12 protein-coding genes are annotated in these 13681 nt (G+C 41.6%); 11 read left to right on the forward strand and 1 reads right to left on the reverse strand.

Features of this window, described 5'->3' with window-relative positions:
- Positions 1-74: 74 nt before the first annotated feature.
- Positions 75-1526 carry a flavin monoamine oxidase family protein gene (locus IOC57_RS17385; RefSeq protein ID WP_207439921.1) on the reverse strand — a complete coding sequence of 484 codons (1452 nt, stop codon included), beginning with the start codon at positions 1524-1526 and terminating at the stop codon, positions 75-77.
- 1026 nt (positions 1527-2552) lie between these two features.
- Here IOC57_RS17385 and IOC57_RS17390 point away from each other — a divergent pair.
- From IOC57_RS17390 to IOC57_RS17440, 11 genes are all read left to right on the forward strand, one after another.
- The gene (locus IOC57_RS17390) at positions 2553-3059 is read left to right on the forward strand and encodes an acyl-CoA thioesterase (protein WP_207439873.1); all 507 of its coding nucleotides are present in this window, start codon (positions 2553-2555) and stop codon (positions 3057-3059) included.
- A 690-nt stretch (positions 3060-3749) separates the two neighbouring features.
- On the forward strand, positions 3750-3905 hold the full coding sequence (locus tag IOC57_RS17395) for a hypothetical protein (RefSeq protein WP_286184961.1): 156 nt from the start codon (positions 3750-3752) through the stop codon (positions 3903-3905).
- Between the two features lie 207 nt (positions 3906-4112).
- Entirely contained in the window at positions 4113-5474 is a 1362-nt protein-coding gene (locus IOC57_RS17400) for a cytochrome ubiquinol oxidase subunit I (RefSeq protein WP_207439875.1), read from the forward strand.
- 16 nt (positions 5475-5490) lie between these two features.
- Positions 5491-6537, forward strand: a complete 1047-nt coding sequence (locus tag IOC57_RS17405) for a cytochrome d ubiquinol oxidase subunit II (protein ID WP_207439876.1) — start codon at positions 5491-5493, stop codon at positions 6535-6537.
- 28 nt (positions 6538-6565) lie between these two features.
- Positions 6566-7327, forward strand: a complete 762-nt coding sequence (locus tag IOC57_RS17410; RefSeq protein WP_207439877.1) for a hypothetical protein — start codon at positions 6566-6568, stop codon at positions 7325-7327.
- A 208-nt stretch (positions 7328-7535) separates the two neighbouring features.
- Entirely contained in the window at positions 7536-8171 is a 636-nt protein-coding gene (locus IOC57_RS17415) for a TetR/AcrR family transcriptional regulator (protein ID WP_207439922.1), read from the forward strand.
- Between the two features lie 60 nt (positions 8172-8231).
- A complete protein-coding gene (locus IOC57_RS17420; RefSeq protein ID WP_207439878.1) occupies positions 8232-9374 on the forward strand; it encodes an acyl-CoA dehydrogenase in 1143 nt (380 codons plus the stop codon).
- Between the two features lie 122 nt (positions 9375-9496).
- On the forward strand, positions 9497-11134 hold the full coding sequence (locus tag IOC57_RS17425) for an AMP-binding protein (RefSeq protein WP_207439923.1): 1638 nt from the start codon (positions 9497-9499) through the stop codon (positions 11132-11134).
- A 12-nt stretch (positions 11135-11146) separates the two neighbouring features.
- Positions 11147-12496: an acetyl-CoA carboxylase biotin carboxylase subunit gene (locus tag IOC57_RS17430; protein ID WP_207439879.1), complete on the forward strand. Its 1350-nt coding sequence runs from the start codon at positions 11147-11149 to the stop codon at positions 12494-12496.
- A 38-nt stretch (positions 12497-12534) separates the two neighbouring features.
- On the forward strand, positions 12535-12747 hold the full coding sequence (locus IOC57_RS17435) for an acetyl-CoA carboxylase biotin carboxyl carrier protein subunit (RefSeq protein ID WP_207439880.1): 213 nt from the start codon (positions 12535-12537) through the stop codon (positions 12745-12747).
- Between the two features lie 17 nt (positions 12748-12764).
- Complete coding sequence (locus IOC57_RS17440) at positions 12765-13664, forward strand: hydroxymethylglutaryl-CoA lyase (protein ID WP_207439881.1); 900 nt, start codon at positions 12765-12767, stop codon at positions 13662-13664.
- Positions 13665-13681: the final 17 nt, after the last annotated feature.

Genomic DNA, 13681 nt, shown 5'->3' on the forward strand with positions numbered 1-13681 from the left:
AACCTTCCAAATGGGAAGGTTTTTTTCATGGTTCTTTAGTTGAGTCATGGACAAATAAGTAAAAGTCCCTTCATTTATAAGGGCCCATCGAATGTTTTAGGAAGGTTCGTCACTTCATGTGCAACCCTGATGCCGGATTGAATGGCTCCTTCAATCCATGCTGGTACGGTTGATGTATGCTCACCAGCGAAGTGGACCCTTCCTTCAGGAGTTGGGATGTATGGAAACAAGTCCGTTTCCTGACCAGGTTTAAACATGGAGAACGCGCCGTATGCATATTGATTCAGTGTCCAGCTGTAAGAAGCCCCTGATAAAAAATGATCATATACTTGTTTTCCATGGACCACGGCCAAATTTTTCAATGCGTGCTGTATACGATCATTTTCCGGAAGTATATCCCATAAAGTGGCATCATCTTCCCATGTATAACTTGCTAAGATGAGACCGGATTCACTCTGGGTGCTCGTTTGGCTGGGGTAATAAGCAAATCTAATGGGTAAATCGGTTGTCAATTTTCCGCCGAAGATGCCTTCCATTTCCCAAAATCTATGTGTGAACTGAAGTCCGATTTTTGTGGACGCAGCATAATGGAGCTCCCTTATTGCCTTCCACTTATTATGAGAAAAGGAATTCCGGGGTTCAATATCTATAAATTGCAGCAATTGAAGAGGGATAGTCATGATGGCAAGGTCACCGGTGACCGTTAAGGGTCTTTTGCTTTGAGTATGTTTGGAATGAATGGTTACTTGATTTTCATGTTGAACGATCTTTGTCACTTCATATCTGAAGTTTAGATTATTTTTCAATTCCGGCAGAAAAGCATAAGGAAGATGGTCGTTTCCTCCTTCGATTGCAATAAACTTTATGTCCGGATTAAAGAGCGGCATAAGCTCCCGAAGAATGGCTGGAAATGAAAGTTCAGGGAATCCTTCTAAACCCAATAGGACTTTGATGCTTTCAATCGCCCCCGTGGATAGACTCACTCCTACAGGATTGTATTGCAAAAAGAAGCTCATGGAGTATTTATCAAATTCTTTAATGACTATTTCCCAATTTCTGCGGGGGTTTTGATTGATGAAGTCAGTCACAGGCTTAATTGCCATGTTGAGTAATTCTTCAGCTGTTTTGCCTCTTTCATGGGGGGCTACAGGGTACTTCAATATATCCGGGTTCCTTTGATATATGGCAGCGGTCGTCTTGATCCCATTGGCATAAATGGGATCATTAGGAGTTGCATTCACAAAGGTGTTAACTCGTAAACCATACTTCTTAATATATTCTGCAACTAAGTAATGATAATTCGGAATGCGCATGGCACCAGCTTCAAGGTAGGAACCTTCTAAAAATGGCTCCCGTATGGTCAAAACACGCCCACCGACCCTCCCGGTTGCTTCCAATATCGTTACATCGTGCCCTGCTTGTTTTAAAAGGGATGCTGCAACCAACCCTGACATGCCGGCACCAATGATTATGATTTTTTTGGGGATTTGGGAAGGTCCAAGGCCATTTCTGATCACAGCAAGCATTTGATCGGGTGATAGCGGATCTTTGAAAAAGGACAAAGTGTTTTTCTCCTCTCTTGTTACACTTTCTATATGGGATTTACGCTATCTTATTCCAATTGGGTCAGCATTTATGAAGGATCTTCAATTATTTGTTCATCATTGATTATTGCTATCATATTCAACTAGGTTCATCCTTTATGTGGAATAGAAAGATGGTGCCTTTTTTCGGCAGCTATCTATTTAAGGCTTTTATATTATGATGGAGCCGAAATTCATTTAGAAAGGTAGAGGAGAAGCAGTATTCACCCTTTTTAAACAACGGGATGAAATAAGGGGGGAGGCGATAGAGACTACGGAGCTATGTGGAGTGTAGGAGTAATAGTGATTTAATTGTAAAAATGACGCAGCTTAGTTTGGACCTTGACCGGAATTTTTGTATTCAAAATCTGTGTCGAATTCTTTAGACAGCAAAAAAAGTCAGAATCGATAGGGAAGGTCATGCCCATTGCCCAATCACTTTAGATATCCTGAGGGAATTGCACGCACCATATGAGGATGTTGGAACAGGGATTCAATCCTGTTTATTTCGAGTGAACAGGACATAAAAGAATGAAAGGGAATTCCCCTTCGTTTAGTTAAAGGAGCTTATCAAGAAAAAGAAGAAGTAGTAGTAGATAAAATTTATATGAGAATCATTGATGAGCATTTGCTGAATGATGCAGTTTCAACTAAACGGGAAATCCAGGAAATCACTCGGTGAAGATAATCTGACCCCGTCCTCCCTTGACCGGTGGACCCACCAATATGAAAGGTCTGGTTCTTTCAAGAGAAAGACAACAGTTCACTCGAACAGGAGGAACTTTTAATGTTTGAGCAACAGCAGATGGTGATTGATATTTTAATGCAATCTGCACATTCTCGGAGCACTAGGTCATATAGGCTGATAGTGTTGAAAGGATAAAAAGCTAAAATTTGTATCATAATATTACCATATACCAAAAGTTTACATAGGTGATTTCGGGTCCCATGTTTTAGGAGGACGGGTTTATGGAAGCAAAATATTGCAAAGAATCAAGAGTGATAAGAACGAGTCGTATATTTCCAAATGATGTGAACAATCATAATACATTATTTGGCGGCCGACTAATGAGTGACGTCGATCAAGTGGCATCGATTTCTGCAGCACGTCATAGCCGAAGTGAATGTGTAACTGCTTCAACAGATTCAGTGGACTTTTTACATCCCATTCGTACAACGGATTCAGTTTGTTTTATATCATATGTGGCATGGACAGGCACGTCTTCCATGGAGGTATTTGTAAAAATTATTGCTGAAGATTTAAAAAGCAGTGTACGTAGAATTGCAGCGACTGCTCTCTTAACATTTGTTGCACTTGATGAGCATAAACGTCCAACACGTGTTCCAAAAGTTATTCCGGAGACAGAAGAAGAAAAAAAATTACATGAAACGGCATTAGATCGAGCAGGGATGCGGAATCAGAGAAAACAAAAAAGCAAAGATGTGGCTATGTTTTTAAATGTAGATTATCCTTAAGCTTAGCTTTCATTTAGAAGATATCACTTATAACCTATGAGGTGCAAAGAAGGTAAGAGGCATTCCTTATCAATACCGATTAAGCTGAAAAGCCGTAAGCCAAGAGAAGGATTAGACTGACTAAGGTCAATCCAATTATTGAAGTCCAGGCAAAATCCCCTCGCTAGAAATATAGAGCGATTTATGCCGAAGATAGTTCTATGGAATGAAAATAAATATATATAGGGTAGTACTCGTGCTTTTATTATAGGAAAACCATTCCTGAAATTGGGCAAAGTCAATGCCGGCCGCAATACACACATAGACTACTATTGTAGGGAATGTGTGTATTTTTTTATGTGCAGAAATATAAAAATGAAAGTTCTTTAGAGGATTGTGAAGAATTCCCGGCAATCATTGATTCCATTATTAGTGTTGTCAATGGTTATTATTTGGTGACCCGGGTATTTGGGTAGTATTTCCCAATCTTATCCATTGTAGAAACAGTAAAGAATTTTGGTGGGTACATATATATGCTGCTAATGGTGTGCACTTGTATTTTCAGAAAAGTAGAGTCAACTACTTACTGGTATCGAAAGGTAATTTCTAAAACTTTTTATCCTCAAAAATGCAGGTGTTTTGTAAAAATTTTTTAGGCCCAGCAGCAACAGAGCGCAGTGGAACAAAATTCAATAACTCATCAACGAAGGTATGGAGGTGAGTGCGAAAGATATCGTTGGTGGTTCTGGCAAGCCAGAAGGTTTGAACGAAGGTTTATATGTGAAATCCACTCTGTTTACTGATGTGACGAACGAAATGACGATTATTTGCACGGTTATAATATTGCCGTTCGTACATGCAATCTAAGCAAGGTTAAGAAACCGATAAACCGAAATTTATATATCCTAAGAATAACCTCGATAGAATATTAAATAAGCAATCAATATAAAATCATTAAGTTAAAATATTGTCATTCTGTACCACCTATGAAAACTTAGTTTGTGGAATAATATTAAATATTTTCCTTTATAGAGGAGATACTACCAAGAGACAAAGGTTAGAAAGGAAGACAGTATGGATCATATACAAATGGCCCGCGCGATGTTCGGGACGAATATGGCTGTACATATCATATTTGCAACGATCGGTGTCGGGTTGCCGATGATGATGTTGGCCGCGGAATTGATGTATCAAAGGACAAAGGATTTACAGTATGTTGTCATGGCTAAACGCTGGACCAAAACATTAGGGGTTTTACTTGGGGTCGGGATTCCGACTGGTACGATTGCGGGTGTGCAGCTGTCACTATTATGGCCGGGGTTCATGGAAGTGATTGGACGTGTCATGGCGCTTCCATTCCAGATAGAGATATATGCATTCATGGTAGAAGCGCTGTTCATGTCAATCTATGTGTATGCTGCTGAAAAAATCAAGCCATGGGCCCGAATCGTGAGTTTATTCTTTGTTGCATTCGGAGCAATGGCTTCGGCTGTTTTGATTTCGAATGTCCATGCATTTGAGGGGACACCAGCTGGGTTCCGGTTTGAAAATGGGGAAATCGTCGATGTCGATCCTTGGGCGGCATTTTTCAACCCAAGTTTCTTGGTGACCGCAGGACATACGGCCTTGACTGCTTATACTACAGGCGCTTTTGTCATAGCGGCCGTTGCTGCTTATAAGATGCTGAAAAATAAATATGGCACAGCTGAATTTAATTTTCACCAAAAAGCACTGAGGCTCGGTATTGTATTGGGATTGGTTTTTTCTTTTTTGACGGCATTGAACGGTCATGCGACTACACAGCATTTATATAGGGAACAGCCGGAAAAATTGGCGGCGGCAGAAGGTTTGTTTGAAACAAAGGACCATGCCGGACTTACCTTGTTCGGTTATACCGATAGGGAAGCCCAGGAAGTGAAATATGGGATTGAATTCCCATGGTTATTAAGCTTTCTATCCGGTAATAGCTTCGATACGGTCGTGACCGGTTTAAACGATTTTCCGGAAGAGTATTGGCCGCCGCTTTATGTCCATATTTTATTCAACGCGATGGTCATAATTGGTTCAGGGTTAATCGCGTTAGCACTGTTTGCATTGGTATGGAATAAATGGCTGAAAAAGGAGACATATCCAAAATGGATTCTCTGGCTGTTTGTTGCTGCAGGGCCGCTCTCGGTGATTTCGATTGAATGCGGCTGGATCTTTGCCTGTACAGGCAGACAGCCATGGACGATATACAGGATGTTGTCCACAGAGGATTCAGTCACTTCGTACGAAAACCTTGGATTTTTATTCACGATGTTCATTATTGTATATATCATTTTATGCGTTTCTGTCGTGTTTACACTGCTGTATTACTTCAAACGTCATTCCGTGATGGATGATATATATAAGGCCGAACAGAAAGATGTAAGTCTTTTCGATTCGAATTCATAAAGGGGGAGGAAGGCGAATGAGTGATGCTCTTCTTGCAATAACACTGGTCTGGGGCTTTATTTTTCTTTATGCCATCATGGCCTCTATGGATTTTGGCGCTGGCTTCTGGGCAATGACTTACATTAAAAAGGAAGAAACGAATGCTACGAAGATAGCAAATAGCTATTTATCACCAACTTGGGAAGTGACGAATACTTTTGTGGTTGGTCTTGTTATTGCGATTTATAGTTTATTTCCAGGTGCGGTTTTCCCAATTGGGGTAGCCTTGATCGTTCCTGCGAGCCTGATTTTGGTCCTGCTATGTATTAGGAGTGCTTTCTTGGTTTTCTCGCATAGCGTAGACAAATATGAAAAGGCGTTAACGTATATTTCAGGATTGACGGGATTGATCATACCGGGGCTATTAATCAGCGTATTGCCAATCACCCATCTTGGATTTGTCGAAGGTGTAAGAGGAAATGAAGAATTGAATTTATCTAAACTTTTCACGAGTCCGAATGAGTATGCATTTGTGGGGTTCGGGATTATGAGCACACTTTTTTTATCATCTTTGCTCCTGTCCGATTACTCAAAACAGGCTGATGAAATGAAAGCATACAAAATATACCGCAGGGATGCGATGATAACGGGACCGCTTATGTTAGTCATGGCTCTGTTGGTTATGCTCACGTTAAGAAACGAAGCGAATTGGATTTACCAAGGAATGATGAAAAACTCTGCATTGTTATTCGTCTCGCTCGTTTTTTTCATCATTAGCGGGATAGCACTGTACTTACCCTATTTTTCTAAGCAGGAGGTTAAAGGGATGCCTCGCCTCGCTGTAATAGCGATTATCATACAGTATTTAATCGGCAGTTATGTTTATGGTATCGCCCATTTACCTTATATCATTTATCCAAATGTCACGATTCTTTCAGGATTTACCGACCCGACCTCATTCCGGGCCGTGTTTGCCACATATATCGTGGGTTTTGCGATATTAGTGCCAGGATTCTACTACTTCTGGTCCATCTTCATGAAAGATCAGCGCCGAAAATTCAAACGGCGACAAATGTCAAACTAGTTCATCTTGGAAAAGAGAGGTTATCACTATGAAAAAGTTAGATCTGCTAAAATATGCGGTTTTAGTCATCTCACTATTTTTGAGCTACCAAGCGGTTGAAGCGCATGATAAAAATTTTCAGGTAGATGGCACATATATATCCACAAAAAGAGATGTAACGGGTGACCAGAAAATAGACATCATCCAGGTTCAGGGTCTGCCATATGAGGAAGGAAGCAAGTTTCTGAAGAAAATTGAATTGAATGTGGAAAGCAATCGCCGTACAATCAACGTCCCCCTCAGAGCTGGGTATACTCCAGATCTCAAGGTTGCCGACTTGAATAATGATGGAGTCCAGGATGTATTGGTCACGGTTTTGATGGAAGGTAGAGAGCGGTTGATAACCAGTTATGCCTATACGTTCAAGGATGAAAATGTGAAGGAACTGGAAGTCCCTCCATCCGTTCCAGTAATGGCACAATTTATTGATGGCTACAAAGCGGAAATCATTATTGAAGGTCAAAAGCCAGTGGTGATTGATGTCAGTTCCAGAAAACAAGCTTATGAGGAATTGGGCATTTATCGAAATGGAAAACTAAATGAACCAACAGAGCTTTTGGTTGATCCATACTCTTCACTGGACCTCAAAACCGTTTTTGGTAAAGGAAAAGCGCTTATGGGTGTCCAAAATGTAAAAGGGCCCGATGAACGTGATTCGATATTGGAGATCAAATCAGTATGGAAGTATGACAATGGATGGCAGCTTGTGAAAGCACAGGTTAAACAGGCCAAGGGAATAAATAAATTGTGATAACAATAGGGTATTGTATCGAATGCATGATAGTCCAGGAATAACCCGGTTAAATAAGTAGGTTGACAGCTCTTGGTTTAGAGGGCTGTTTTTTAAATAATTAAAAATTGACAATTTTTAATTATTTGGTAAAATCTAAATAAATCCAGTTTATACATAATCAAACTTTTTCTTCTGGATAAAATGTAAGCGGATACAAAGGGGGTGCATTCTTACGGAGTTAAAAGAAAAAATAATTGAAATATCGTTGACGCTCTTCGATCAGCATGGTTTTCATGGTGTTTCCGTTAACGAAATCGTTAAGGCATGCGGAACTAGCAAGGGTGGTTTTTATCACCATTTCTCTTCCAAAGATGAACTCTTATTTGTCATCCATGATTACTTTATTTCATATGTTTTAATAAAAGCACAGGAAGCCATTTCAGAAAGTACCCATCCGACAGAAAAGATGCAAAAGATCATTCAATCATTCGTTAAAGTTTTTGACCTCTATAAACCACACATCTCAGTTTTCTATCAAGAAAGCATTTACTTAAAACCACCTTATGTTGAAGCAATCAAAAAAAAGCGTCAAATGTATAAGGAAATCATTTTTTCCGTCATCAAAGAAGGCGTTGACAAGGGAGTATTCCGCAACGAATTGCCGGTGGAAATTACCGGAATGTCAATTCTGGGGATGGTGAACTGGTCCTATAAATGGTACAAAAGGGACGGTGGAAAAACAATCGATGAAATCGGCGATATTTACGTGGATTTAATTCTGAATGCCCTATTGACAGATAAACAGAAAGAAGCAGAAATCACCCAGCCATTTTTACTTAAGAACCAATTTATCGTGGATTAAACAAGATACTTGATTTGCACAGACCAACTAGTCGGTCTCAATAGAAAGGGGAATGAATATATGGATTTTTCACTTACAAAAGAGCAGCAGATGATTAAGGAAATGGTTAGGGAATTTGCCGAAAAGGAAATTAAACCCATTGCGATAGAGTTGGATGCAAAGTCCATGTTTGCGGAGGATGTATTCAAAAAAATGGGGAAACTTGGGTTACTTGGAATTCCGTTTCCTGAAGAATATGGCGGTTCGGGCGGGGATACGATTTCGTATGCCATTGCAGTTGAAGAGGTTGGCAAGGCGTGCGGGGGAACCGGCTTAAGTTATGCAGCAGCCGTTTCGCTCGGAGCCAGTCCAATTTACTATTTTGGAACCGAAGAACAGAAGCAAAAATATCTGGTCCCGATCACGACGGGTGAAACGCTGGCAGCTTTTGGGTTAACAGAGCCTAATGCAGGTTCCGATGCTGGCGGTACGAGAACCACTGCCGTGTTGGAAGGTGATGAGTATGTGATTAATGGTGAGAAAACATGGATAACGAATGCCAGTTATTCAAGAACCGTTACCGTCACTGCCGTATCAGGCAAAGATTCCAAGGGCAAGAATATCATCTCGGCATTCATCGTGCCAACCGATACCCAAGGGCTTACAATCAATAGCAATTATGAAAAAATGGGAGTTCGGGCTTCCAATACTTGTGAAATCATTCTGGATAATGTCCGGGTACCTAAGAAAAATTTATTGGGAGATCCAGACAAAGGCTTCAAACAATTCTTATTCACACTGGATGGAGGAAGGATTTCGATTGCAGCTTTGGCTGTCGGTATCGCTCAGGCTGCCTTTGATAGAGCTTTAGCTTTTTCAAAAGAGCGCATTCAATTTGGTAAATCCATATCAAATTTCCAGGCCATTCAATTTAAGCTTGCAGACATGGCGATGGAAATTGAATTGGCGAGGAATATGGTATATAAGGCTGCATGGTTAAAAGACAATAAAAAACCTTTTGCAAAGGAAGCGGCATACGCCAAGCTTTTTGCAAGTGAGACCGCGTTCCGGGCCAGCAATCAAGCGATTCAAATACACGGCGGCTCTGGTTACATGCGCGAATATGAAGTGGAACGCTATTTAAGAGATGCCAAGTTATTGGAAATTGGTGAAGGCACATCCGAAATTCAAAGAATCGTTATTGCCAGACAATTAGGCTGTTAATCTTTCCGAACGTAAAATGAACAATGATGCTTGGGTTCATTTTGGTGAAAAGCAGATGTTATCTATACAGCAAAAAGCGTTCATTCTTACTTTTATTTGATAGGAGGAGTTTGATGTCTGATTTGCTAGATGTTACTATCGGGAAACTGCTTGAGAGGACAGCTGAACAATATGGTGATAATGAAGCGGTGGTGTACCATGAACTAGGCCTGCGTCATTCCTATCGCGAATTTGAAAAAATTTGCAGAAAGGCGGCCAGGGGGTTCATGTCACTAGATATTAAAAAAGGTGAGCATATCGCCATTTGGGCGTCCAATAAACCGGAATGGCTTATATCCCAATTTTCCACCGCGAAAATGGGCGGGGTACTGGTTACGGTCAATACTAATTACCGCACAAGTGAGCTGGAATATCTGCTCAAGCAATCGGATTCGACGACGATCATCCTGATGGAACAATATAAGGATCATTCATATATAGATACGCTGTACGAAATCATACCTGAATTGAAAAATGCAGAACCAGGAAAATTACAATCTGAGAAACTGCCAAAATTGAAAAATATCATTGTTTTAGGTGATACGCGTCATCCCGGAACGTTTTCGTGGGATGAAGTCATTAGTGGGAGCGAATCCGTTTCGGAGGAGTCGCTGGACCTGAGAATGGAGGAATTGACTCCTGGTGATGTGATAAATATGCAATATACATCAGGGACGACAGGGTTTCCAAAAGGAGTGATGCTGACGCATTCAAACTTGGTCAATAACGGATTGAATGTCGCGGAATGCATGAAGCTTACCGAAGTTGATAGACTCTGCATCCCGGTTCCATTTTTTCATTGTTTCGGTTGTTCCCTCGGTACGATGGCCTCTGTTTCTGTAGGGGCAACAATGGTGCCCATCGTGGAGTTTAACCCACGCGTTGTCCTTCAGACCATTGAAGCCGAAAAATGTACTGGACTTCATGGTGTACCGACGATGTTCATAGCTGAACTTAATCTTGATGACTTTGACCAGTATGACTTAAGTTCGTTGCGGACTGGAATCATGGCAGGATCCACATGTCCGATCGAAGTCATGAAAAGCGTGGTGAATAAGATGGGAATCTCGGAAATTACGATTACTTATGGTCAAACGGAATCTTCTCCAGGAATTACGATGACAAGAACGGACGATCCGATCGAACTTCGTGTTTCTTCAGTGGGAATGGCTTTGCCGAAAGTGGAAGTGAAAATCGTCGATCCAGCCACCGGAGAAGAAGTCCAGCGGGGTAAACAAGGGGAACTCTGTTCAAGGGGATACCATGTAATGAAGGGATATTATAATAACCCGGAAGCCACTGAGGAGGCGATTGACCGGGAAGGCTGGCTTCATACGGGCGATTTGGCGGTCATGGATGAAAGGGGCTATTGCAAGATAACTGGCCGGCTGAAAGATATGATCATCCGCGGAGGGGAAAATATTTATCCCCGTGAGATTGAAGAATTCCTCTATCAACATCCTGCTATTGTCGATGTACAGGTACTCGGCGTTCCAGATCAAAAGTACGGGGAAGAGGTCGCGGCATGGATCATTTTGAAAGCAGGAGAAACCCTTACGGAGAAAGAATTGATAGAGTATTGCAAAGGGAAAATATCTTTTCATAAAATTCCCCGTTACATTCAATTTACCGATGCTTATCCAATGACTGCATCCGGAAAAATTCAAAAGTATAAGCTTCGGCAACAAACTCTTGACCTACTATCGGAAGGCACTAAATAAGGAGGAGATCGAATGATTCGAAAAATTCTTATCGCAAACAGGGGAGAAATAGCATCACGCATTATTCGTACATGCAGGAAGTTGGGAATAAGCACGGTAGCCGTCCATTCGGAAGCAGATTCGGATTCGCCATTTGTGGGATTGGCGGATGAGGCATATTTATTGGGTGGCCCGCGAGTACAGGAGAGCTATTTAAACGTCAATAAGATTTTGGAGATTGCCAAGAAAACCGGAGTGGAGGCCATTCATCCTGGATACGGATTTCTTAGTGAAAATGAAGATTTTGCACGTTCATGCGAAGAAGCCGGCTTAATATTCATTGGTCCAAAACCAGAGATTATCCAGCAGATGGGCAATAAAGTAGAGGCGCGGAAAAAGATGGAGCAAGCGGGACTTCCATTGGTACCCGGATTTTCACGTCCGTTAATTGATAGTGCAGAAGCGGCAGCCGTAGCAGATAAGATTGGCTATCCAGTCATGTTAAAAGCAGCAGCAGGCGGCGGGGGGATCGGGATGCAGGCCGTGGCTAATGAAGATGAACTTACCAAGGCCTTCGAAGGGAATCAAAAACGAGCCCAATTGTTTTTTGGCAATGGAGATATGTTCATAGAAAAATTGATTGAGAAGCCTCGTCATATTGAAATTCAGGTATTGGCGGATTCCTTTGGGAATGCTGTTTACTTATGGGAAAGGGAATGCTCCGTTCAAAGGCGGCATCAGAAGGTCGTGGAAGAAGCTCCCTCTTCTTTCCTTGACGAAGAAACTAGAAACAGGATGGGTATGGCTGCAGTGAAAGCGGTAAAATCCATCGGTTATAGCAATGCGGGGACCCTCGAATTTTTAGTTGATGCGGATAAAAACTTTTATTTCCTGGAAATGAATACACGCCTTCAGGTAGAGCATCCCGTCACGGAAGAAATTACGGGACTGGATTTAGTCGAACAGCAAATTAAAATTGCATCGGGCAACAAATTGGAATTCACTCAAAGTGAGATTAAACAGGATGGACACTCCATTGAAGTGCGCATATATGCTGAAGATCCGAAAACCTTTTATCCAGCCCCGGGAAGGATCACCAGATTGGAACTTCCAGAAGGTGAAGGGATCCGTCATGAATTGGCTGTTCATGGAACTTCCGTCGTATCCCACTTTTATGATCCGATGATCGCAAAATTGGTAGTGAGCGCCGATTCAAGAGATAAAGCGATCAAGAGATTAAGAGAAGCGTTGGCAAGCTATAAAATAGAAGGGATTAAAACAAATCTACCTTTACTGATGGAAATAAGTTCTCATGAAGCTTTTTCCCAAGGAGATACGACTACGGATTTCATTGCGAAATATATTAAAAAATTGACTGTATAACGTGCATTTTAAAACATAATGATCAGGAGGAATGTAAGATGGCAGAATTAAAGGCAAGCATGGCAGGAAGCGTTTGGAAAATCGTAGCGAATGAGGGGCAAAGTGTAACAGACGGGCAGGATATCATTATCTTGGAATCGATGAAAATGGAAATCCCCATTGCAGCTGAGGAAACCGGTACCATTAAAGAACTTAAAGTGAATGAAGGGGATTTCGTAAATGAGGGCGACGTTTTGGCCGTCATTGAATAATGGGATGGAGGGGTAAGATGAATTGGCCTGAAAAAGTGACAATTAAGGAAGTGGGTCCTCGCGACGGGCTGCAAAATGAAAAGGTCATGATACCTGCACAAAGCAAAATGGATTGGATCGACCAGCTTTCTGATACAGGATTATCTTATATTGAGGTGACTTCTTTTGTACATCCAAAGTGGATTCCCCAATTGAGTGATGCCGCGCTTGTGGCTAAGGGAATAAAGCGCAACCCCGGGATCACTTATGCGGCCCTTGTACCCAATCAAAGGGGGTTGGAATCGGCCCTTGAAGCCAATATCGATGAAATATCCGTATTCATGTCATCCAGTGATACGCATAATCTTAAAAATATCAATAAATCGATTTCCGATACTTTTCCAATAATGAAGGATGTCATCGGGACAGCAGCCAAAAGCGGGAAAATGGTTAGAGGCTATATTTCTACCGTTTTCGGCTGCCCTTATGAAGGGGAGGTTTCGTCCGAACAGGTTTTCCGTGTTTGTGATCAACTTTTTGAATATGGTATCGATGAGGTCTCATTGGGTGATACCATTGGGGTTGCATCTCCAAGACAGGTTGCCATGTTCCTTGAAGAGGCTGTAAAAAGATATGATATAGGCCGAATTGCCCTCCATTTTCATGATACTAGGGGAATGGCGCTCGCAAATGTTCTTGAATCACTGAATTATGGTGTGGGCACTTTCGACTCTTCGCTCGGAGGTTTAGGAGGCTGCCCATATGCACCAGGTGCGAGCGGAAATGTGGCTACGGATGACCTAGTTCATATGCTACATAAAATGGGTATTCACACGGGAATCAATCCAGAAAAACTAATGAAGGCAGCGGCCTTTATGCAAAGCTTTTTGGAAAAACCATTACCTAGCCATCAGATGGCTGTTTATAACGCACAATAAGACAAATTGAGGTGAAT

This window comes from Bacillus sp. SD075 (assembly GCF_017355165.1).
Taxonomy (GTDB): domain Bacteria; phylum Bacillota; class Bacilli; order Bacillales; family DSM-1321; genus Peribacillus.